This window comes from Spongiibacter sp. UBA1325, from assembly GCF_002306875.1.
GTDB classification, from domain to species: Bacteria; Pseudomonadota; Gammaproteobacteria; order Pseudomonadales; family Spongiibacteraceae; genus Spongiibacter; species Spongiibacter marinus.
Genome location: NZ_DBTD01000006.1, coordinates 391949 through 413699, shown reverse-complemented (window position 1 = coordinate 413699; position 21751 = coordinate 391949). Strand labels below are relative to the sequence as shown.

The 21751-nt window shown below is 59.1% G+C and carries 21 protein-coding genes; 20 read left to right on the top strand and 1 reads right to left on the bottom strand.

Annotated elements, in window-relative coordinates; genetic code table 11:
* Positions 1-10: 10 nt before the first annotated feature.
* Complete coding sequence (locus B3K78_RS07765; RefSeq protein WP_286694987.1) at positions 11-1618, top strand: DUF935 domain-containing protein; 1608 nt, start codon at positions 11-13, stop codon at positions 1616-1618.
* An 11-nt stretch (positions 1619-1629) separates the two neighbouring features.
* Here the strand turns inward: B3K78_RS07765 and B3K78_RS07760 are convergent, their stop codons facing one another.
* A complete protein-coding gene (locus B3K78_RS07760) occupies positions 1630-2070 on the bottom strand; it encodes a hypothetical protein (protein WP_286694986.1) in 441 nt (146 codons plus the stop codon).
* Positions 2071-2110: 40 nt separating this feature from the next.
* On the opposite strand from B3K78_RS07760, the gene B3K78_RS07755 reads away from it, so the two are divergent.
* The 19 genes from B3K78_RS07755 to B3K78_RS07665 all read left to right on the top strand — a co-directional run bounded on the left by B3K78_RS07755 (position 2111) and on the right by B3K78_RS07665 (position 21735).
* Positions 2111-3358, top strand: a complete 1248-nt coding sequence (locus tag B3K78_RS07755; RefSeq protein WP_286694985.1) for a PBECR2 nuclease fold domain-containing protein — start codon at positions 2111-2113, stop codon at positions 3356-3358.
* Between the two features lie 108 nt (positions 3359-3466).
* Entirely contained in the window at positions 3467-3910 is a 444-nt protein-coding gene (locus B3K78_RS07750) for a phage virion morphogenesis protein (RefSeq protein ID WP_286694984.1), read from the top strand.
* Between the two features lie 64 nt (positions 3911-3974).
* Complete coding sequence (locus tag B3K78_RS07745) at positions 3975-4643, top strand: hypothetical protein (protein ID WP_286694983.1); 669 nt, start codon at positions 3975-3977, stop codon at positions 4641-4643.
* 283 nt (positions 4644-4926) lie between these two features.
* On the top strand, positions 4927-6012 hold the full coding sequence (locus B3K78_RS07740) for a phage protease (protein WP_286694982.1): 1086 nt from the start codon (positions 4927-4929) through the stop codon (positions 6010-6012).
* A gap of 41 nt (positions 6013-6053) precedes the next feature.
* A complete protein-coding gene (locus B3K78_RS07735) occupies positions 6054-6485 on the top strand; it encodes a hypothetical protein (RefSeq protein WP_286694981.1) in 432 nt (143 codons plus the stop codon).
* 36 nt (positions 6486-6521) lie between these two features.
* Positions 6522-7424, top strand: a complete 903-nt coding sequence (locus tag B3K78_RS07730) for a Mu-like prophage major head subunit gpT family protein (RefSeq protein ID WP_286694980.1) — start codon at positions 6522-6524, stop codon at positions 7422-7424.
* 71 nt (positions 7425-7495) lie between these two features.
* Positions 7496-7837, top strand: coding sequence for an HI1506-related protein (locus B3K78_RS07725; RefSeq protein ID WP_286694979.1), 342 nt, complete (start codon positions 7496-7498; stop codon positions 7835-7837).
* Between the two features lie 2 nt (positions 7838-7839).
* Entirely contained in the window at positions 7840-8256 is a 417-nt protein-coding gene (locus B3K78_RS07720; protein WP_286694978.1) for a gp436 family protein, read from the top strand.
* On the top strand, positions 8256-8699 hold the full coding sequence (locus B3K78_RS07715; protein ID WP_286694977.1) for a phage tail terminator protein: 444 nt from the start codon (positions 8256-8258) through the stop codon (positions 8697-8699). The genes B3K78_RS07720 and B3K78_RS07715 overlap by 1 nt, the downstream gene beginning before the upstream one ends.
* Entirely contained in the window at positions 8692-8883 is a 192-nt protein-coding gene (locus B3K78_RS07710; protein ID WP_286694976.1) for a hypothetical protein, read from the top strand. The genes B3K78_RS07715 and B3K78_RS07710 overlap by 8 nt, the downstream gene beginning before the upstream one ends.
* Before the next feature lie 2 nt (positions 8884-8885).
* A complete protein-coding gene (locus B3K78_RS07705; protein WP_286694975.1) occupies positions 8886-9839 on the top strand; it encodes a phage tail tube protein in 954 nt (317 codons plus the stop codon).
* A 24-nt stretch (positions 9840-9863) separates the two neighbouring features.
* On the top strand, positions 9864-10334 hold the full coding sequence (locus B3K78_RS07700; RefSeq protein WP_286694974.1) for a hypothetical protein: 471 nt from the start codon (positions 9864-9866) through the stop codon (positions 10332-10334).
* A 56-nt stretch (positions 10335-10390) separates the two neighbouring features.
* The gene (locus B3K78_RS07695) at positions 10391-10708 is read left to right on the top strand and encodes a DUF1799 domain-containing protein (protein ID WP_286694973.1); all 318 of its coding nucleotides are present in this window, start codon (positions 10391-10393) and stop codon (positions 10706-10708) included.
* A complete protein-coding gene (locus B3K78_RS07690; RefSeq protein WP_286694972.1) occupies positions 10695-15836 on the top strand; it encodes a tape measure protein in 5142 nt (1713 codons plus the stop codon). Before B3K78_RS07695 ends, B3K78_RS07690 begins: the two co-directional genes overlap by 14 nt.
* Positions 15833-16765 (top strand): hypothetical protein, encoded by a 933-nt coding sequence (locus tag B3K78_RS07685; RefSeq protein ID WP_286694971.1) that lies wholly within the window; start codon positions 15833-15835, stop codon positions 16763-16765. Before B3K78_RS07690 ends, B3K78_RS07685 begins: the two co-directional genes overlap by 4 nt.
* Positions 16765-17457 (top strand): hypothetical protein, encoded by a 693-nt coding sequence (locus B3K78_RS07680; protein ID WP_286694970.1) that lies wholly within the window; start codon positions 16765-16767, stop codon positions 17455-17457. Before B3K78_RS07685 ends, B3K78_RS07680 begins: the two co-directional genes overlap by 1 nt.
* Positions 17454-18368: a TolB-like translocation protein gene (locus tag B3K78_RS07675; RefSeq protein WP_286694969.1), complete on the top strand. Its 915-nt coding sequence runs from the start codon at positions 17454-17456 to the stop codon at positions 18366-18368. The genes B3K78_RS07680 and B3K78_RS07675 overlap by 4 nt, the downstream gene beginning before the upstream one ends.
* Positions 18368-18952: a hypothetical protein gene (locus tag B3K78_RS07670; RefSeq protein ID WP_286694968.1), complete on the top strand. Its 585-nt coding sequence runs from the start codon at positions 18368-18370 to the stop codon at positions 18950-18952. The genes B3K78_RS07675 and B3K78_RS07670 overlap by 1 nt, the downstream gene beginning before the upstream one ends.
* On the top strand, positions 18952-21735 hold the full coding sequence (locus B3K78_RS07665; protein ID WP_286694967.1) for a hypothetical protein: 2784 nt from the start codon (positions 18952-18954) through the stop codon (positions 21733-21735). Before B3K78_RS07670 ends, B3K78_RS07665 begins: the two co-directional genes overlap by 1 nt.
* The last annotated feature ends 16 nt before the right edge of the window (positions 21736-21751 follow it).

The following is a 21751-nucleotide window of genomic DNA, read 5'->3' as shown; positions in this document are numbered from 1 at the left end:
AGAGCACCCCATGGCCAAAAAAAAGCGTAAGTCCAAAAAAGGCATCGACACCCGCTCCCCCGCCCTACACGACACCCAAGTTGCTGCCAGTGCCGGTAACGCACAAAGCGCGCAACTCATGCGCGAATTTGCCGAGCACCCCAGCAAGGGCTTAACCCCCGCGCGGCTCTACCAAATATTAGAGGGCGCTGAACAAGGCAACCTAAAAGCCCAGTCCGAACTCTTCGACGACATGGAAGAAAAAGACCCACAAATCGGCAGCGACATGGCCAAACGCCGCCAGCTTGCCGCCGAACTGGAATGGCAAATCAAGCCACCCGAGGGCGCCAGCCGCAAAGAAAAAATGGCCGCCGAACAAGCCGCCGAAGCCTTCGACGGCCTGGAAGTGGAAGACCTCATCATCGACCTCGGCGCTGGGCTGGGGCATGGCTGGGCCAACCTGGAACTAAGCTGGGCACAAGACAACAGCCTGCGCTTTATAGAACAACCCACCCTCCAGCCACACAGCTGGTTTAGGCTCCACCCCGACGACCAACACACCATTACCCTGCGCGACAACAGCAACACCGGCGCCGAGCTATGGCCACTGGGCTGGGCGCAACACCGCCACCGCGCCAAACCCGGCTACGTGGCGCGCAGCGGCCTGTGCCGCATGCTTGCCTGGCCCTACCTGTTTCAAAACTACGCCCTGGGCGACCTCGCCCAACTGCTGGAAATTTACGGCATGCCCGCCCGCGTTGGCCAATACCCCAAAAACGCCAGCGACGCCGAAAAAGCCACCCTGCTACGGGCCGTGGTTAGCCTGGGTAGCAATGCGGCTGGCATCATTCCCGACGGCATGAAAATCGACTACCTCAACGCCGCCAGCGGCGACGAAGGCGTATTCGAAAGCATGATCAACTGGTGCGAGCGCGCCAAAGCCCGCGTTATATTAGGCGGCACCCTCACCAGTGGCACAGGCGAAGGCACCAACACCAACGCCCTGGGCAACGTGCACGAGCGCAGCCTAATGAGCCTGCTACGCAGCGACGTTAGGCAATACGCCAGCACCATAAAACGCGACATCCTCTGGCCCATGGCCGCCATGAACTACGGCGTAGACGACCTGCGCCGTGCGCCGGTGTTCTTCCTCGACACCAGCGAACCCGAAGACTACGAAACCCTCGCCAACTCCCTGCCGGTAATGGTTAACATGGGCATGCGCATACCCATGTGGTGGGCGCACGAAAAAAGCGGCATTCCCCAAGCCAGCAAACAAGAAGACATACTGCAAAGCCCCACTGCTGCACCCGCGCCTGCACCCGCGCCTGCAGCCGCACCCAACACCGACAACGCCGCCCTGCGCGCCAACCTCGCCGCGCTAAAATCGGCCCCGCCAGCCACCGATGCCACCAACGCCCAGCTTAACCGCCTGCAAACCGACGGCGACCTTGCTATAGAAGGCTGGGTGGAGAAAATACGTACCGCCGTTGAGCAAGCCCAAAGCCTTGAAGCGCTTCAGGTCACACTGCTGCAACAACTGCCCAACCTCTCTACCGAACAGTTCGCTCAAGCCATGGGCGACGCCCTGGCCGCTGCACAGCTGGCCGGGCGCTATGACATTTTAGAGGGGGTTTGATTTTGCACGAGCTAATTAGTCCCATACAAAACCATGGCGAAAATAGCGACGAACATTGCGGCCAAAGCATAGCGATACCACTTAAGCCAATAGCGTCTGTGGTACTCGGGGTTCAATGCTTTACCAGGGAGATAAACCCCTTCCACATTAAACTCGAAAGCCTCATTAAGGTTTTGAATGGTGCGAGTAACTTCCTGACGCCGTTCATGCTGATGCCCCAAAATTTTATAGGCAATAAGTGTGATGCTGAAGTCGATGACCAACAGCGAATAGCTTGAACTCACATCGTACAAAACCTCGGAGGAAACCAACCATGCCCCCAGAACCATTTGTAAGCTGGAATAGGCAACAAATATCTTCCAAACATTGTTTGTAAGCATCCTATGCAGCTCAACTTGATCCTGATAGCGCAGGGTAAGCGCCTGAAATTTCTGGTCACTCGACAATTCCATTTTCATTCTCCTTAACGTGAATAGGTACACGATATAACTCATGACCAGCGCCCGCTACGGCTCCCTGCCTTTTCAGCAACAAATCGACATCTACCGATCCAAGGTGCCCATGCCCACCCGCGCCTGGACAGACCTCTACGGTGCCGAGCACGACCACGCTGCCGTGGTGGCCGGGGCCAACCGCATGGCCATTATCGAAGACTTCCAGCAAGCCATTGCCAGCTTTATCGAAGAAGGCAAAACCCTTGCTGATTTTCGCCAGGCGTTTGACGACATCGTTAAACGCCACGGCTGGGCCTACAACGGTGGCCGCAACTGGCGCACCCGCATCATCTACGAAACCAACCTGCGCCAAAGCTACCAGGCAGGCCGGGAGCAACAGATGGCCGATCCAGCGCTGCGCAAGGCGCGACCCTACGGCTTGTATCGCCACGGCGGCAGCAGCGACCCCCGCGAAGACCACCTTAAGCTCAACAACACCGTCGTTCTATTAGACAACCCCTGGTGGGAGGTATGGACGCCACAGAATGGCTGGGGCTGTACCTGCAAGAAGTTCATGGTGTCCGAGCGCGATGTACAACGCCTTGGGCTGAAAGTGTTAGATACACCCCCAGCCATTGAATACGAAACCCGCACCGTTGGCGTGAACGGCCCCAACCCGCGTACCGTGCGCGTACCCAAAGGCATCGACCCCGGCTTTGAATACCGCCCCGGCGCCAGCCGCCTGCGCAGCACCACCGCCACCCCGCTCGATGAACCCGTGCGGGGCTTACCAGAGCGCCTGTTCCCCCCCAACCAAACACCCGAGCCACTGCCAGCGCCGCGCCCTTACCACGGCCAGCTGCTGCCAGCCGGGCAACCCGAGCAAGACTACGCGCGCGCTTTTCTGCAAGAGTTTAACGCCGACCTAAACGCCCCCCGCACGTTTACCGACGTTACCGGCGAACCGTTAATGATCTCGGAAGAGCTGTTTAAAACCCGCAAAGGCACATGGAAAATAGTAAAGCAGGGCCGCGAGCGCTACCTGCCCCTGCTCGCCATGGCCCTGAAAGACCCCGACGAAATCTGGGTAGCCGCCGAATGGCACGGCGCCACAGCAAAGCCCGTGTTGCGGCGGCGCTACGTTGCAGAGTTTGACATTGCCGGGCAAGAACAACCCGGCGTGGCCGTATTTGAATGGGGGCGCGACGGCTGGGCAGGCATTACCACCTACCAGGCAGACCAAAACAGAAAAGACGAACTCGCCCAATTTCGGCAAGGGGTTCGCCTGTATCGGCGAACGCCATAAACACAAAAACCACAGCGCCGTCCTCACCGTGGTCTCTCTGCGCGTAGGATCGGTCGCTAAGGCGGTAGCTGCTCGCGCAATGAGTTACCCCAAGTATAGGAGCCACCCATGGCTGGTGCAACTCTGGAGTTGGTACTCCACGGCAACCAAAACATCGACACCGCGCTACAGCAGCTCATCGATCACATCGCCCACCCGCAACCCGCCCTGCAAGACATAGGCGAATACCTAGACCTTGCCCACCGCCTGCGTTGGGACGCCCAGCAAACCCCCGACGGCAGCGCCTGGGCGCCACTGGCCCCGGCCACACTCGCCCGCAAACAGCAGCGCAACCAGCCGACCGACATCCTGGTACAAAGCACCTTTATGCGCGACACCCTGCGCTACCAACTTACGCCTTTCGGCCTACTGTTCGGCACCGACCGCATTTATGGCGCCAGCCACCAATACGGCCGCGAAGAGGCAGGCATTCCCGCCCGCCCCTGGCTAGGCCTTTCAGGTAACGACCGCGACGAAGTCGTTAGGATTATTGAAGGCCACATTGTGGGGTAGTAGTTGACCATTGGTCTTCATAAGGCCTCTAATCATAAAGCTCAACTATACAAGGACTAGTAGCATGAAATGCTGGGCAAAAGATGTATCGCCATGCTGTGGCACGCAATCAGGAGAACACTATATCTCTCAAGGTTTATTTGAAGACAAGATGATTAAGGTCACCAATGCGCCATTTTTCAGGGATGCAGAGAAGACCGTTTCTAAGAAAGCATTAACCAGAAATTGCTTATGTAAGAAGCACAATGAACTTCTTTCGCCATACGATTCAGAGGCAATTTCATTCGGGCATGCACTAATCTATTGCAGGGATTTAGTTAATAGCCGTACAACATTAAGCGCAAAGAAATTTGCCATACACAAAAAAATAATTTGCTATGAAAAACTATCAAGGTGGGCCATAAAAACTTACTTGGGAGTTGCAGACTTCTTTAGATACGAATCTAATTGTGAAACTGAATTCCTAGCAAATCTCGTCTATTCAAAGACGCCATCACGGAATTACGTCAAAATAGACTTCCTAATGTCTCAAGACGATGAGCTTCAGATAACACAAACTGTTGCAATTGCACCAATTGAAAAAAATGAAAAGTCAGTCGGTATGATGATTGAAATGTACGGCATACAACTGACCGTTATCTTCGCCGACGAGCCAATCTTTGATCAAAAACAGCTCAGGTTAAACTTCATGCAAGGGCGAAAAGTTAAATCCTGTGAACTCGTTATTAAATGAGTTAGCCAATCTCAATATTGCTTAAGTTTAGCTAATCACTAATTAGTCGCTGACGGACTACATCCAATTTATGTTTAAACCCCGTTTAAATCCCCGCCTGCGGGCCGCACGCCCCTTGCTGGCGGCAACGGTAGCTGCCAAGGTGCTGTAAGCCCGCACAAGGCGATTCTCGCGCCAGGCCATTTTGCCTGCACAGGCCGTGTCGTCGTGCGCAAACGCCCCCACACGCTCGGCTGAACCCCTTCACCTTATTCAGCCTGCCGTCAGCTGCCACGATGGCGGCATGAAAAAGACAGCCGCTCTTAAATCCAACGCCGTTTGCGTGGCCGTGTGTGCCCTCCAGGTACAATCCGGCAATGCCCTTCAGCGATTGATCCCCGCCGGAACCTTTACTGCCCCGCGCGGCGCCATGTCGGGTAACGGCCCCTGGCTGCTAACCGAAGACGCCGCCAATCGCCTTATTGCCCGCGCGGCCACCCGCAGCACCGACATCGTTGTCGACTACGAACACCAAACCCTGCTTACCGAAAAAAATGGCCAGCCCGCCCCAGCATCAGGCTGGGTCGACCCCCGCTCGCTTGAATGGCGCGACGACGGTTTATACGGCCGCATCGACTGGAAAACCGCCGCCGCCACCGCCATCAGCAACGACGAGTACCGCTACCTGTCGCCCGTATTCCCCTACGATGCCGCCACCGGCGAAGTGCTCGACCTCTACCACCTGGCATTAACCAACACCCCAGCCATCGACGAGGCAGTAGCTGCAATGGCTGCTGCGCGTGCATCGGCCCACCCTGCAAACGAGGACGACACCGTGAAACGCGAACAACTGATTAAAACCCTCGGCCTGGCAGAAAACGCCACCGACGCCGACATTGAGTCTGCGCTGGCCGCCCTGAAAGCCAACGCCGATGAACTAGCCGCCCTGCGCGAAGGCTTGGATGTAGACGAACAAGGCAATGCCGTGGAAGCCGTCGCCACACTCAAAAGCAAAGCGGCCCAAACCGCCGAGCCCGACCTGAGCCAGTACGTGCCAAAAAGCGTGTACAAGGAAGCCACCCAGCAGCTCGCTGCCCTAAAAGCCTCCGGCGACACCACCGAGGTCGAGGCACTCATTAAAGAAGGTTTGGACGACGGCCGCATTGCTGGCCAGGCCACCGCCAACTGGCTGCGTGAACAAGGCTTAGCCGCCCTGAAGGCCCACCTGCAAGACGCCCCCACCATCGCCGCACTAAAGGGCACCCAAACCCAGGGTAAAAAGCCTAACGCCAACGATGACGAGGGCGAACTCACCGCCGCCGAGCTGGCCGTGTGCAAAAACATGGGCCTAGACCCTGAAACCTACAAAAAGAATAAGGCCGCCGCGTAAACGCGCCGCCCTTCTTTAACGCCTAACAGGAGGCCGTCACCGTGACTGCTGCAACCAAAAATCGCAACACCCCATCCCGCGCGTCAACCTCGCGTGGCTACCCCGTTGCCAGTGGCGTGCATGCCCTGGCTGGCACCATTGCGGTACTCAGTGCCACCGGCTTTGCCGAACCCGCCACCACCGCCACCGGCAAAATTACCCTCGGCTGTTTTGACCACGAATGCAACAACACCAACGGCCCCGACGGCGGTGCCACCGCAAACGTGAAGCGCGGCTACTTCCGGTTTGAAAACAGCCTCGCCGCCGACGAGATCACCCTCACCGACCTTGGCCAAACGTGCTACCTGGTCGACAACCAAACCGTGGCAAAAACCGACGGCACCGGCACGCGCAGCATCGCAGGCATTGTCGACGACATCGACGACCAAGGCGTGTGGGTACTGCTCGACCCCACCAGCGGCGTCGCTCTGTAGCGCTGCCACTCCACTTTACACCAGAGGCCACTCACCATGGATTTAACATCTGCCAATTTACACGCCCTGTTCCAAGGCTATAACACCAGCTTTCAGCAAGGGCTTGCCAGCCTTGGCGACGACGCCATGCTCTACGAAAAATACTGCACGGTTGTGCCGTCAACCACCGCGCTAGAGGTTTACCCCTTTCTTAAAAGCCTGCCTCGCATGCGTGAATGGATCGGCGACCGTGTGGTACACAGCCTGGAAGCTGGCGACTTCTCGATTAAAAACCGCAAGTTCGAACTCACCGAAGGCGTAAACCGCGACCAGATCGACGACGACACCTACGGTGTGTACGCACCCGTATTCCAGGAAATGGGCCGCAGCTCTCGCGAGCACCCTATGGAGTTGTCGGTGGAAGTGTTAGAAGCCAACCCCATTTGCTACGACGGCCAACAGCTGTTCGACACCGACCACCCCGTGCTGGATAAAAACGGCAAGGAAATCTCGGTCTCTAACGACATGGGGGGCAGCGGCGACGCTTGGTACGTTATGGACTTAAGCCGTGCCATTAAGCCGCTGATCTTTCAAAAACGCCGCGAGTACGACTTCCGCTCCATTAACAACCTGAACGACTCACAGGTGTTTACCACCGACGTATTTATGTTCGGCGTAGACGCCCGCGTGAATGTCGGCCCCGGCCTTTGGCAGCTTATTGTGCGCAGCAACCAGCCGTTCACCGCGGCCAACTACGAAGCGGCGCGCACCCGCCTGCAAAAACTCCAAGGCGACCATGGCCGCCCCCTGGGCCTGCGCCACACCCACACCATGGTCAACTCCACCACCGACGCTGCGGCCCGCAAAATCATTATCAGCACCCTCGCTGCAGGCGGTGAAACCAACGAATGGGCCAACAGCTCCACACTGGTTATGAACCCCTGGTTAAGCGCCGCCTAAACGCAGCACCTCCATTCACCCTTGCCCCCACCTGCCCGATGCCGGGTGGGGGCTTTTTAAAGGAGCACACCGTGGCAAACCCCAAAGCCCCCGCAGCCAAGCCGCAGGCAAACGCCAAGCCGCCAGCAAATGCAAAGCCGCCCGCTAAATCCGCTGCGCGCAAACCGGCTGCGGCCAAAACCGCTGCCAGCAAAGCAACAGATACACCCCCCACCCCCCCGGCCACCGAACAGGCCGTTGTGGTCGTGCATACCCGTCGTGGCGTTACCACCCTTCGCCGCGCGGGGCAGCGCTTCACCCGCCAGCCATCAACCCTTTGCCGCACCACCCTTAGCGACGAACAACTCGCCGCCCTGCACAAGGAGCCTCGGCTTGTCGTTAGCGAAACCACACGCCAGGTAGAGGCCAAGTAAGCATGGCCTACCTTAGCCAGCAAGCATTGGCAGACCGCTTTGGCACCTACGAGCTGGAACAACTGGCCCCAGACGGCAGCGGCGGTATCGACCCCACTAAAATCAACGCCGCCATTGCCGACGCCGGTAACGAGATCGATATTTACCTCACCAGTGGCGGCTACCCCCTGCCACTTACCCCCGTGCCGCCAGTCATCGAAGCCTACGCCTGCGACGTTGCCCGCTACCGCCTGTACGACGACGAAGCCACCGAACAAGTGAACAAGCGCTACGAGCAAGCGCTCAAGTTTCTCAAGGCGGTGGCCAAAGGCGAGATCCGCCTCAGCGCCAACCATCAAGACCTTTCCAGCAGTAACGAGGCCGTGGGCGAGGCCGTATTTGTTAGCAACCGCCCCACCTTCCCAGGGGGCAGCTTCTAATGCTGGGCAGCGACGTAGAGGCGCGGCTGGCCAACATCGCCGCCATTAAAGACATACAAGGCGCAGCAGGATTCGCCGCGCTGCGAAAAAACGGCAAGTTAAAAGTGCCAAATATCACGCCAACCGTGTTTGTCGTGCCGCTGCGCGAAGTGCCCGCCGACGACCTGCACGGCACCCAAACCAGCGTGTTGCAAAACAGGGTGTACCACATAGCCGTGATCACCGTGGTACGTGTTGCCAACGACAGCCGCCGCGAACGCACCAACGCCCTTATGGACGAAGTACGCGCCGCAATTAAACACGCCCTCTACGGCTGGACACCGCCGGGGTTCGACACCCCGTTTACCCGAGGCCCGTCGCAGCTTTTCGACTTCTCCGACGCCGCCCACTGGCACCAAGACGAATACCTAACCGACCGCTACGAGGAACCCAGCAGTGACTAAGCCCACCCCAAAAGCAACAACGGCCACGTCCAAAGCGGCCCCGGCCAAGCGCCCCACACCAGAGCAGCTGCAAGCGCTGCGTCGTGGCGGCAGCTACACCTTTAACCCCGCTAACGGCAACTTTGGCAAACACCGCTCGGCCACCAAACCGGCCGCCCAACACCCCACCCAGGAGGCTGAATAATCATGTCAATATTGCTGCGCGAACAAGAGCAAGTGCTTGCCCTAAAACCCGAGGGCAACTATGGCACCGATGCCACCCCCACTGGCGCCGAGGCATTGCTGGTGCACGACATTAGTATTACCGCGCTGGACGGCGACGTTGCCAAACTCAACAACATTGTCGGGTTTTTAGGCAACCAAGGCAGCGTGCGCATTAACTGCTACTGCCGGGTGGAGTTTAAGGTATACCTGGTCGGCGCCGGTGCCGGAAATGTCGATGTACCTCCGCACTTTGCCACCCTATTCAACATTGCCTCCCACGCTAGTGTGGTCACCGCTGGCACCGCCGTGGACTACACCCTCGTCGACACCAGCGTAGACAGCGGCTCGCTGTACTACCTGGCCAAAGAGCACCTGCACGCCATTCTGGGTGTGCGCGGCAGCGTTAAATGGGTGTTCAGCACCACCGGCCTGCCCTACCTGCAATTTACCGGCATGGGCCTGTATGTAGAGCCGGTTAAGCAAGGTGGTGGCCTGCCCGGCGTAAACTTTGCCAGCGTGCCCGAGCCACTAAAGTGGACAAAAACCACCGTGCCCACACTCACCTTGCACGGCCAGGCGCTCGATGGTGAATCGCTGGAAATTGACCAAGGCCAGCCAGTGGAATACCACGGCCTCATTCAAACCGAAGAAGTCATTCACAGCAGCCGCAACGCCACGCTCAAAGTCACCGTGCGCGAGCCAGACATTAGCAGCAAAAACTGGTTTGCCGCCGCCGAGCAAAACGCCTTTGGCGCCTTTGCCATGCAGCATGGGGTCGACGTAACCCACGAGGGCCGCATTATTGAGTTTGCTGCGCCCCGCGCCCAGCTCACCAACTGCGAACGCACGTTTATTAAAGGCCTTGCCCACCTCGTGCTCACCGCCGACCTCGTTGCCACCGCACCAGGGAACGACTACAGCTTTGCCTCCCGCTAAGCCCAACACAGGTAAACCAACACCATGACAGCAAAACTCGGATTCTCTCTCGCCAGCCTCAATACCTACGAATGGCCGGTAGATGTGCAAGTACCCAGCAACGGTGACTTTGTTAGCCACCGTTTTACCGGCGTGTTTAAACACCTCTCCCACAACGACGCCAAAACCATGCTTGAGCGCATGAACGCCAAAGTAGCGGAAATTAAAGCCCAAGAGGCCAGCGACAATAGCGCCCCGCTCGACGCCGCCACACTCATCGCTGACCACCAAATAGAACTCTACAGCGACATTCTGGTGGGCTGGAAAGACGACCTCAGCGACGAAACCGGCAAGCCCCTGCCCTGCACCGAGCACAACAAATGCCTGTTATTGGGCCAGCGCATTATTCGCGATGCGGTGATCAAGGCCCACCGCGACAGCCAGGCAGGCGAGGTAGTGCGCACAAAAAACTCCGAGACCTCGCCAGAGGCTGGGCAAGCAATTGGCGAGAGTTAAACGGTAGCCCACGCCGGGTTAGCAATGTTGAGCGCATTCGCCAGCAATACAGGGCAATGGGCGCTAGCGAAGCCGACCTTGCCTGGCTGGACGAGCAGGCCCAACAGGCCGCAGCAGGCATTGTTATCTACGAGCAAAACTGGCCGGTATTCACGCTGTTTTTGGCCTGTAGCCGCCAATGGCTAACCACCATGACCCCCGACGGCAAACTACTGCGCCTGGGGCTGGACTGGGCGCAAGTGGAGGTGCGCGCCCGCTACTTACCCGAACTACGGGGCCTAAACCAAGCTAACACCGACCAACTGTGGCACGACCTCAACACACTGCAACACCACGCGCTGGAGACCTTTGCCGAGCAACATGAGCAACATTAAGTTTGGCCTACAACTCGAACTGAAAGGCGACCAGGTAGTCATCCGGGGGCTGGATGGCACCCGCACTGCCGTTAGCCAGCTAGAGCGCGAGGTTAACAGCAACACCCGCGCCAGCCAGCAAGCCGCCAGCGCCAATCAGCAGCTCAGTCAGTCGTACAGCTCCCTGCACAGTGTCATTACCACCCTGGGCGTGGGGTACGTGGTTAAACAGTTCGTTGCACTTACCGACCAATTCAACGTGTTGGATCAACGCGTGGTCACCGCAACCCGCAGCACCGGCGACTACCTAAGCACCGCCAATGCGCTCTACCGCATTACCCAGGACAACGGCATTGCCCTGGCCATTACCGCCGGGCAATTCCAAAGTTTTAGCCGCTCCAAAGAAGCCCTGGGCGCCACCAACACCGACATGCTAGTGCTCACCGACACCGTGCAAAAGCTCGGGGTTATTGGCGGCTCCACCCGCGAAGAACTTACCAACGGCCTGCGGCAATTTAGCCAGGCGCTGAACTCGCCCCGCGTTCAGGCCGAGGAAATGAACTCCATCCTCGACCAGCTGCCCGAAGTGGCCAAGCGCATCGAGCAAGGCCTTGGCCTGTTGCCCGGCACACTTAAAGCGGCGGTAAACGCAGGCGATGTCCTCAGCAAAGACATTTTCCAAACCCTGTTGGCACAAGCGCCCGAGATCGCCCGCGAATTCGCCGACATACCCACCTCAGTGGATCGCGCCTGGACATCACTGCAAAACAGTATTGCCCGTACCCTCGGCCTTATCGACGACAACACCGACGCCATGGGGGCGCTGGCACAATCGATACAAGGCGCTGCCCAAAGCCTGGACGCCCTCAGCGCCGACGACCTGGAGCATATTGGCAGCGTTGCCACGCTCGTTGCTGCCACCCTGGTTGGCCGCTTTGCCGGGCCAGTGGTGCAGGCCATTGGTCGCGCCACCGTGGCGCAAGCGGCGTACAACCTAAAGGTGATGGAAGGCAGCGTGGTTACCCTTAACAGCACCGCTGCCGAGCAAGCCCGCTCAGCCGCCGTGTTGCAAAAGGCCCAGGCCCAGCGTGTGGCCACCGCCACCGAGGTCACAGGCTACCGCGCCACCCAGCAATCGATTCGCGCCGAGCTTGCCCTGGAGGCCCAGCGCCTTAAAGCGCAAATTAATGACAAAGGCCGCCAGCTATCGGTGCAGCGCATGGCGACCCTGCGCCTGGAGCTGGCCGCAGCAACCACCGCGCTTAGCCGCGCAGAGGCTGTGCACAGCGCCGCCGTGAATACCGAAACACTGGCCATGCAGCGCTACACCACCGCCGCCAGTGCGGCCACGGTGGCCAACCGCACCCTTGCAGCATCGGGCCGGGCAGTATCCAGTGCGGTTGCCCTGCTCGGTGGCCCGGCCGGAGTGGCCATTCTGGCAGCGGCCGGATTGTATGCCTTTCGCGATGAACTGGGCCTGATCCCCGACCCTGCCCGCGACGCCGAGGCCGCCATTCGCGAGGTAACCGCCGCCATCGAAGGCACCGACAAAGCGGCCACCCAGGCGCGTATTAACGCCCTCACCGCCCAGCTGGCCGACTTCAAAGCCGAGGCCGAAGCCAGCGCCGAGGCCTGGAACACCTTCGACCCTGGCACCGCCATGCTAGATGGCGTAAACATGGCCCAGGCAGGCGCCGCCGCCTTTGCCACCGTTACCGAACACGCCTCGGGCGCCGCTGCCAAGGTAAAAGCCACCGAGCAAGAACTGGCGCGCCTACACAAGCAGCTGGCCGACTTCGACCGCCCCAACAACGACCCAAGCACGCCCCAGAACGAGAGTGCCAGCGACAAAGCCACCCAGGCACTCATGGCAAAAACCGCCTTGCTCGCCCACCAAAACCAGCTGCTGGCACAAGGCTACAGCCTGGAAGAAGCGCGCTTTATCGCCGCCTACGCCCACGCCGACGAACTCACCCAGGCCTACCTTCGCCAACAGCAAGTGCAGCGCAACCTACTCGGTTTGCAACACGAAGAGGCTGAACTGCTTCAGGCGCTGGCCGAGGGCAACGAGCAAAAAATTAACGCGCAAATCGCCAAGCAGCAGGCCTTGGCCAGCACCGTTCAACAGTTTTTAAACACCGACTTTAGCTCCAATGCCTTCGAAGCGTTTGATGAACTGGGGCGCAGCCTTTATGGCGTAGCCGATGCCCTGGACGAACTGGCCGACCGTCAGGATGCCTTCAACCAGTTAAAAGCGCAGGAAGGGTTAACGGCGCAAGACGTCGCCAAGATCAATGCCAAACAAGCGCAAAACCAGATCAGCGCCTACGGCGACATCACTGGTGCCGCCAAAGGGTTTTTTGACCAAGGCAGCAAGGGCTACCAGGCATTGCAAGCGGCCGAGCAAACCTTTCGCGTGTTTGAAATCGCCATGGCAGGCAAAGCACTGGCGGCCAAATTACTGGCCACACAAACCGCAACGGCGGCAACGGTAGCCAGCGTGGCCCCCACAGTGGCGGCCGAGAGTGCCAAGGCAACCGCTGCCGGTACAGCGGCTGCCGCGTCGTCGATGGTGGGCACCCCCTTTCCCGCCAACTTGGCTGCGTTAGCGGCCACACTCGCCGCGCTGGCAGGTATTGGCGTGCTGATCAGTGGCGGCTCTCGCGGCGCCACCGCCCCCACCGCCGACCAAACACACCGCAGCGCTATGGGCCTGGTATCCGGCACCGTGCTGGGCAGCACCGACGCCTCAGACTCGCTATCGGCAAGTATGGACACCCTCGCCACACTGGCCGACTCCCAGCTGGGCTACACCATGCAAATGGCGCAATCGCTGCGCAATATAGAGGCCACCTTCATTGGCTTTAACCAAACCGTCGCCCAGGTTGATAACTTCTTTAAAGGGACTAACTTCGGCGCGGTCACTGAGGGGCTGTTCTCAAACCCTGATGCCCCTTACAGCGTAGATGCCTTTATCACCCCCACTGTAGGCGACGTTATCGCTGGCGCGCTTATCGACCGAATGCTCGCCACCAATAACAGCATTCGCGACGGCAAGTCCGACGACTATAACGCCCGCAACGAGTCACTGTATCGCGCCGACGACGCATTGGCGCAGTTGTATACCCAATCGGTAAACGCGGTAGTCGCCAGCACTGAGGCCGCCATTCAATCGCTGGGGCTTTCCATCGATGGTGCAATTGCCGATATTGAAATACGCCCCTTCGAGATCGACCCCCGCTGGGACAGCGAACAAGTAGACACCTACGTAACGGCCTACTTTAGCGCGCTTGGCGACACCATCGTGGGCGAGGTTGCCCCAGCACTACAGGACTTCCAACAAGGCGGCGAAGGCCTATTTGAAACGCTTACTCGCGTCGCGGGTGAAACATTTGTCCTGCGTGACGCTGTTGACTCACTGGGGCTGGTGGCCGGGCAAACACCGCTGGAGTTAATGTCGATGGCTGACGCCCTTGGGTTGGCAGCTGGCGGCCTTAGCGCGCTAACTGAAAACGTGAACGGCTTTCTCGACTTTGCCCTCACCGAACCCGAGCAATTTACCCGCACCCAAGGCCAGGTAGATGCACTGTTTAACGGGTTAAACCTTGCCCTGCCCGCCATCCGATCAGAGGTGGTTAATTTGGTTCGCAGCCTCGACCTCACCACCGAGGCAGGCCAGCAAGCCTTCACCACACTCACCAGTGCCAGCAAATTACTCGACGACTACTTCAGCCGTATTGAAAACAGCACCCGCGACGCCACCGCCCTGCTGCAAAGCGCCCTGCAAGACACCCTCACCCAGGGTATGCCAGAGCTTGAACGTAAGCTGCTCGAAGAAGGCCAGCGCTACCAAGCCGCACTGAATGAGCTAAACGGCTACATTGCCGCTGGCGCCGACATCCTCGGTGGCGAGGCCAATGCCTTTGCAGCACTGCTCACCGCCCACCAACGCAACGTGGCGGCCATTCAGCAACAACAACTGCGCGACAGTTTGGCCGCGCAAAAAGCCGCCATCACCGAAAACCTGTCTGCCCTGCGCAGCGCGGTAGAGGCCGAACTTGCCGGGCTAAAACGGTGGGCAAACGACGAGCGCGCCCGCCTACAAAGCCAAGCCCAGCAAGCACAAACCGACACCCAGCAGGCAATGGCCCAGGTGGTCGAGCAGGTATCGCAATTAGAGCGCTTAGCCAGTGCACTGGCCAGCTCGGTAGAAACCCTGCAACCTAACCTGGCCGCCTTCGACCGCTATGCCCGCCAGCGCGCTCAACAACAACTTAGCCAAGCGCTCAGCGGCGACTTACCCAGCGCAGAAGCCCTAAGCCCCATACTCGCCACATTGCGGCAAGATGCGGCAGGCCAATTCACCAACCGCACCGATTACCTGCGCGACTTCTACCGTACCCAAAACCAAATGCGCGACCTGCTCGGGCGCACCCGCAGCACCCTCACCGAAGAGCAGCAAACCCGCGCTGTACTAACGCAACAAGCCGCCGCCAACGACGCCTACTACAACGAACAACTGGCCGCGCTCGATGCGCAGCTCGCCGCTGCCCAACAACAGGTGGAGGCCACACTCGGCATCGATAACGGCCTTGCCACCCTACAAAGTTTAACCGCCGCCCTTACCCGCTATGAACAAGCCGAAGAACTGGCCGACGCCGAACTGGAAAAGATCGACCAACAGCTGCAACAGGCCGACGCCCAACACAACCAGCAAATGGCCGAGTTAACGGCCCTGCGCCAACAACACGCACAAGAGCTGGAGGCGCTCTGGGGCGTCAATAACTCAGTGGTTGGTGTGCAAAGTGCGGTGTGGTCATTAAGCGAGGCACTTAGCCACCTGGCCACTAACAACAGTGCCCTTAAGGTGCCCGGCTTTGCCAATGGCGGCCGGTTTGCAGGTGGCCTGCGCGTGGTGGGCGAAGCGGGCCCAGAGCTGGAATTTACCGGCCCCAGCCACATTGCCAACCACACCGACACCCTAAGCCGATTGGACAACCGCCCAATGGTCGACTTGCTGCAAAACATACACGGCCAGCTCGCCGAGATCGCCCACGACACCGACCTAACCGAAAACCACAGCCAACGCATTTACCGCAAACTGCAACTGTGGGAAGGCCAGGGCATTGTTAACGGGAAGGCCTCATGATCCTGCTACGCCCAACGCCCAGCCAACACCCCTACATGAGCGTGGACGACAGCGCCATTATTCACGCCGTGCCGCCGGTAGGCTCGCAACACCCCAACTACCAAAGCGGCAAAAACTACGTGCTGGGCGAAACCGCCTACAGTCCCGTTACCCACTTTGAATACGAAAGCCTGCAAAACAATAACCAGGGCAATAACCCGGACGACCGGGCCAACCACAGCGACAAATGGCTGCGCCTTGGCGCGGGCAATATTCACCGCTTGTTCGACCGACGCACCGGCCAGCTGTGCAGCCACAGCGGCGAGATCAGCGTAACGCTGCGCCCCGGCGCCATTGTCGACGCCATTGCCCTGTTCGGCATGGAGGCCTCCCAGCTCAGCATTACCGTTACCGACCCCATCGAGGGCGAGGTATACAGCATGGCGCAAAACCTGGTTGCGCCGCTGAGCCAAAGCGGTATGTGGCACTGGTTATTTGAGCCGGTGCGCCGTACCAAAAAAATACTGATCACCGGCCTGCCAGCCTACGGCACGGCCGAGGTCACCATTCGGCTTACCGCGCCCAATGACAGCACCGTTAAATGCGGCGAAATTGTGCCCGGCCGTGCCACCGTCATCGGCGATGGCGAATGGGACTTCACCATCGGTGGCGACGACTACAGCGTGATGGAGTTCGACAGTTTTGGCGTGAGCGAGTACGCCCCCGGCGGCTACAACGACTACCTGGACATCGATGCCCGCCTACCCACCCACAGCGCCGAGGCCATTAAAGAGCTGTTTGCCTCAGTGCGCGGCCAACCCATTGTGCTGGCCGGGGAAGACACCGGCCGCTACGGCACCTTGGTTTACGGCCTGTGCCAACAGCCGCGCATTAAATTGCGCAACAGCAAGTTCTCAAAAATGAATATTGAAATGCGAGGCCTGAGTTAATGACTATCCCGAGTATCAGCAAACTCACGGTGGACTTAACCCCACCGAGCCGACAGCTGGCGCCCGACAACTACGACGACGTGGCCGACCAATGGGCGCACGACATACAGCAAGGCAGCCTGGAGCTAAACAGCGTAGTCGACCAGATCAACACCGTTACCTCTGCCATAGACCTTGCTGCCGCCGAAACCCGAGCCGCCGCCGACGTGGCGGGTACCGCCGTTGCCGCCGCCAACTTTGTGGGCCGCTGGAGCGCGCAGTCGGGCGCGGCCTCGGTGCCCTATAGCGCCTTCCACCAAGGCAGCATCTGGATGCTGTTAACCAATGTAGCGGCCGTAGAAGCCAGCGAACCCAACGCCAACAATAGCGACTGGCACGAGATGATTTTAAACGTGTCGATGGTGGTTAACGTGGCGACGCAAAGCATCAACCTGAGCCAGGGCCGGTGGTTTGAAAAAACCATTAACGCCAACACCGTGTTCACCTTCGACAACGTGCCGCCAGTGGGCGGCGTGTTGTGGATCGTAGACCTCACACTAAACAGTGGCGACATCACATGGCCGTCATCGGTTATATGGCCTGGCGACATTACCCCTGTGCTCACCCCCAATAAGCGGCACCAGCTGGTGTTTACCACCCGCAATGGCGGTAACCAGGTGCTGGGCGCGCTGCTGCGAGACTACCCGCTATGAGCCAGCTGCACCTCAGCCGAACGCTGCATATGCAGCCGAAACTGCCCGAGGCTTACCACCCGGCCATCCCCTTTGCAGAGTATTTGTTTGCAGCAGGCCGCCACCAAACCCCGTGGGACATAACCACCGCCACCTTGGTTGAGAGCATTCCGGCATTTGGCCTGTTTGGCTCCCAGGTGAACGGCCCACGGCCAGGCATTTGCCTGAGCCAAGACGGCCAACGGCTGTATTTTTCTAACCGCAAAGAGCTGGTGCAACTGGCGCTGGCGGCCCCCTTCACCTTAGCCGGTGCAACCGAATTAGCGACCAGCGCCGCCTTGGCCACGCCTGGCGACAGCTATTTGCATGGGGTGTGGGTAAGCGCCAATGAACAGCGCCTTTGGTATGTATACGCCGACAATGTGGCCCAACAAAACCAGCTAGTGCAGTGCGACCTGACTACCCCTGCGGCACTGGGCGGCGGCTTTAGTAGCAGTTCCCTGCTCATGCCAACGGTATGGCCACAAGTGGCGGCCCCACAGCTTAGCCCCGACGGTCAGCACCTGTTTTACACCAGCGGCACAGGACAATGGCTACGCAGCCGTTTAAACACTCCAGGCACAATTAGCGGCGGTTTTGGCACACCCGACGAGCTAATCGGCAACGGCGACGGCACAGTAACGGCCGCGTTTGCCAAACCCGATGGCGAGCGCGCCTACGGCTATGTCGACGCCACCACGCCCTTTTTTACCGAGCGCGTTTTTACCACGGCTTTCGAGCCGCCCCTGCCCCCGTTGCGCAACCTGAGTACGGCGCCATCAGGCGGGCACCCTGTCAGCGCAATGTGGATAGACCCATCAGGCCAGCAACTGTTTTTGGTGCGGGCGTTCAGCGCCAACATTGAACGTTGGCAATTAGGAGGTGTGCAGTAATGTTGTCGGCTTTTTCAGGCTTAATAAAAACCAGTGCCAACCTACCCGCAGCGGGCGCCCAAATTACCGTTACCCGCAGCGATGGTAGCCCCGCCACGTTGTATGCCAATGAGTCAGGCAGCTCGACGTTGCAAAACCCGCTCAGCACCGCCAACGATGGACGCCTGGCGTTTTTTGCCCCCGGCGGAAACTACGTGCTAACCGGCACGCTGAACAACGACGAGCTGGCCCCGGTAGCCATTACCTTGCCCAAGAATGGCAGCCGGGCATTCCGCACCATTAACGCGGCGGCCAATGTGGCAATAGATATTCAGCGCGACGAGGTGGTAGACATCACCCTAACCCAAGCCACCACCACGCTGCTGCTGGAGGGCGACCTGCCACTTAACCACAGCGCGGCCACTCTGGAGCTAACGCTGCGCCAGGGCAGCGGCGCCAATGCCGTGGTGTGGCCCAACGGCATTTTATGGCCCAGCGGCCAGCCGCCAGTGCTGGCGTATGAGGCGGGCTATAGCGACGTGGTTACCATTGTTGCCCAGGGCAATGGCCGGTACTTGGGGTTTCATAACGGGGGCTGGCTGTAATGCGTTTACATACCGCCGACGTGGCCGACGCGCTAAGCCTACTACAAGGGCACCGGCGCTTTTTAGAGCGCAATACGGGTACCACCAACGACCCCACGCAAGACTTTTTTGTTATCAACGAAGAAGGGGTGCTGGCGAACAACCGCCACTACCTTTCCAACACCGCCATGGAGTACCACCCCAATGGCGACGCCACCACAGAGGGGCAGTCGTTGCTAATTATTGGCTGCTGCTATGCCTATATGGCCACCGGCGATACCGCCTATTTAAACAAGGCCAAGGCCTATTGGCAGGCGTATGTAACGTATTTTTATCGCGGGCAAGCCATCCCCGATACCCCGCAGCGCTGGATCGCCAACTGGATTGTTAACGGCAAAGAGCCGGTGCTGGCCAACTACCCGCTAAACCCGCAAGACCCAACACACGCGGGCTGGAAAGGGGTAGAACTTACCTTTACCAACGGCCAAACACTGGTGCCCCACGGGGCGCCCTACTGGGGCGAGTATTTAGACAAAGCCACGTTCGCCTTTGACGGTGCGCTCGCTTACGACTCGATAAAAGCCTCGGTGAAGGCCCTAAACCCCGACAACTCAACCGACTGGGACAACGACGGCACGGTATACCCCGTGGACTGGATCATTACCTGGACGGGCAAAAAAGTAGACAGCAACGGCGACGTGGTATCGCAGGGCCACACCCCGGCAGAGTTTGGCACGGTGCAGCTGCAAGACACCGGGGTAAACGGCGTGCACAAGTTTAACTTCGCTACCCGCAACCCCGTGGAGCACGGCGGCTATTTAATTGGCCGCAACGAGGTGCAGCATAACCGCCCGTTGCATGTGCCCCTCACCGGCCCCGTGAACCAAATGGGTAACGCTGCCGACGGTGAAGTGTGGTTTGCCGATGCCTGCTATTTGCTCTGGAAACTCACCGACGACGCCGACTATAAAAAGGCGCTGGACTGCGTGTTGTTTACCGCCCACGAATACACGCTCATCGACTCGCAAGATAAATTCTTCCGGCAAAGCACCTTCGCCAATACGCCGTTTACCGACGGTATTTCTTACGACTACACCTACCCCGGCGACGCGGAGGTTAGCTACATTCGCAATGCGGCCGGTTATGTGGAGGCCACCCTAAGCCGCGACGGCGACCTTACCCTGGAGCAGCAGTCGATATTTTTCAGGGTAGACAGCACAAGCCTGTGTCGCACAACCTTTGGCGGGCTAGACACCAACGGCGCCCCGCTGAGCGCCGAGGTGGTACTAACCATTGGCGACACCAAACACACCGGCGACACCCAGTACGTGGCCACCTTGCCTGCCTCGGTGTCGGCCAGCCCGGTAGCGCACACCATTCCCTTGGCTAAGTTTGCCCGGTTGGCCAATGGCGCGGGCGAGCCATACATTCTGGCCAACGGTTCAGCGGTTACCGAATACGGCGCCGTCACGTGGTTTGACGAGGTGCAAACCAATGTACTCAGCGACCGCGACGCACGGGTAGTGCGCGCTGACTTTGCCGACGATTCCGGCGGCTTCATCATTGGCTTTTGGCTGCTAACCGCTGGTGCCGCCCCCCTAACCAGCATTACCTACACCGCGGATGCCGAGTTCGACCTACGTTTCGAAGACGACGACGGCTGGCGCTGGTACTGGGTGCTGCCCAATACTAACGGCGCGTGGAGCACGTTTACCCTTAACCCAGCGGCGTTGGTGCTTTCCGGGTATCAGCCCAACCACCCCAGCGACCCCGACCCAGCAGGCCCCGTGTTCACCCTGGTGGATCAGCTCACGGTGTTGCTGGAAAACGCCAGCGACACCAACAAAAGCTTCACCTACTACTGTATTAACGATGTGCCGCCCCTGTTTAACAGCAACGACGGCTACACCCGCTACTACACCTTAACGCTAAGCGGCAATGCGGCCTTCACGGCGCACATTGGCGACTGCACCATGCTTAACACCCGCGACGATGCCCTGGCCTATTGCCCCGGCGTTATCCCCTTCAGCAACATTTATCAGGAAGGGTCAGAGCAGTTGGGCGCATGGCATGGGCTGCCCTACCCTGGTTATCAATCCCCGCTGATCTACACCCTGGACTTTGCCGCCAACGATATGCAAAAACTGCTTAACTGCGTGGACTTTTTGTATGACTCGCAGCAGTGGTACCACCAAGAATTTGGCGTGCTGGGGCCGGGTGCCTCGGCCTATATTTGGGACAGGTGGGACGCCGTGGAATACGGCCCCGCCAATACCTGGACAATGTACCACTGGGGCGACGGCACGGCGTGGTCTGGCTACCAGCCCAGGGCGTTTTGTTGGGCAGCGCGTGCATGGCAAGAGCTGGTCAGCCAAGGGAAAACCGTGCCGCCTAAGCTGGTGCAATACGTCGACAATTGGGCGGTATACCTGGCTGACTTTGCCAGCACCCACGGCCGCCTGCCTGAAACCTTCCCCTCAGACCAACCACCCCAAGCCCCCCAGGGGCGCATTACCGCGCACATGACCGGGCTGTGGCTGGCCGGTGCCTGCTTTGCCGCCATGGCAGGCAGCGAGGCGGCTGGACTGTCACGGCTTATTGAGTTGGCTGCCGCAGAGCTAAAGGCCCACTACATTGTGGTGCCAACACCGGGGCACCCTATGTCGGGCAGCTGGTCGCCGTGGGAGTCGCCGTCGGACAACAGCGGCATGTTCTATGGCTTTTGGTCAGGCGAGGTCATGCGCGGTTTAGCGCTGTACGTATTGTGGAAGCGCGGGCGCCGCGCCGACACATTGTTTAACTAACGTTTGTAGTTAACGT

Bases quoted from the DNA above. Each gene is read 5' to 3' on its own strand.
- B3K78_RS07765 (WP_286694987.1), top strand. From the start codon at position 11: ATGGCCAAAAAAAAGCGTAAGTCCAAAAAAGGCATCGACACCCGCTCC.
- B3K78_RS07745 (WP_286694983.1), top strand. From the start codon at position 3,975: ATGAAATGCTGGGCAAAAGATGTATCGCCATGCTGTGGCACGCAATCA.
- B3K78_RS07715 (WP_286694977.1), top strand. From the start codon at position 8,256: ATGCTGGGCAGCGACGTAGAGGCGCGGCTGGCCAACATCGCCGCCATT.
- B3K78_RS07720 (WP_286694978.1), top strand. From the start codon at position 7,840: ATGGCCTACCTTAGCCAGCAAGCATTGGCAGACCGCTTTGGCACCTAC.
- B3K78_RS07740 (WP_286694982.1), top strand. From the start codon at position 4,927: ATGAAAAAGACAGCCGCTCTTAAATCCAACGCCGTTTGCGTGGCCGTG.
- B3K78_RS07755 (WP_286694985.1), top strand. From the start codon at position 2,111: ATGACCAGCGCCCGCTACGGCTCCCTGCCTTTTCAGCAACAAATCGAC.
- B3K78_RS07690 (WP_286694972.1), top strand. From the start codon at position 10,695: ATGAGCAACATTAAGTTTGGCCTACAACTCGAACTGAAAGGCGACCAG.
- B3K78_RS07695 (WP_286694973.1), top strand. From the start codon at position 10,391: ATGGGCGCTAGCGAAGCCGACCTTGCCTGGCTGGACGAGCAGGCCCAA.
- B3K78_RS07760 (WP_286694986.1), bottom strand. From the start codon at position 2,070: ATGGAATTGTCGAGTGACCAGAAATTTCAGGCGCTTACCCTGCGCTAT.
- B3K78_RS07675 (WP_286694969.1), top strand. From the start codon at position 17,454: ATGAGCCAGCTGCACCTCAGCCGAACGCTGCATATGCAGCCGAAACTG.
- B3K78_RS07665 (WP_286694967.1), top strand. From the start codon at position 18,952: ATGCGTTTACATACCGCCGACGTGGCCGACGCGCTAAGCCTACTACAA.
- B3K78_RS07685 (WP_286694971.1), top strand. From the start codon at position 15,833: ATGATCCTGCTACGCCCAACGCCCAGCCAACACCCCTACATGAGCGTG.
- B3K78_RS07705 (WP_286694975.1), top strand. From the start codon at position 8,886: ATGTCAATATTGCTGCGCGAACAAGAGCAAGTGCTTGCCCTAAAACCC.
- B3K78_RS07680 (WP_286694970.1), top strand. From the start codon at position 16,765: ATGACTATCCCGAGTATCAGCAAACTCACGGTGGACTTAACCCCACCG.
- B3K78_RS07730 (WP_286694980.1), top strand. From the start codon at position 6,522: ATGGATTTAACATCTGCCAATTTACACGCCCTGTTCCAAGGCTATAAC.
- B3K78_RS07750 (WP_286694984.1), top strand. From the start codon at position 3,467: ATGGCTGGTGCAACTCTGGAGTTGGTACTCCACGGCAACCAAAACATC.
- B3K78_RS07700 (WP_286694974.1), top strand. From the start codon at position 9,864: ATGACAGCAAAACTCGGATTCTCTCTCGCCAGCCTCAATACCTACGAA.
- B3K78_RS07670 (WP_286694968.1), top strand. From the start codon at position 18,368: ATGTTGTCGGCTTTTTCAGGCTTAATAAAAACCAGTGCCAACCTACCC.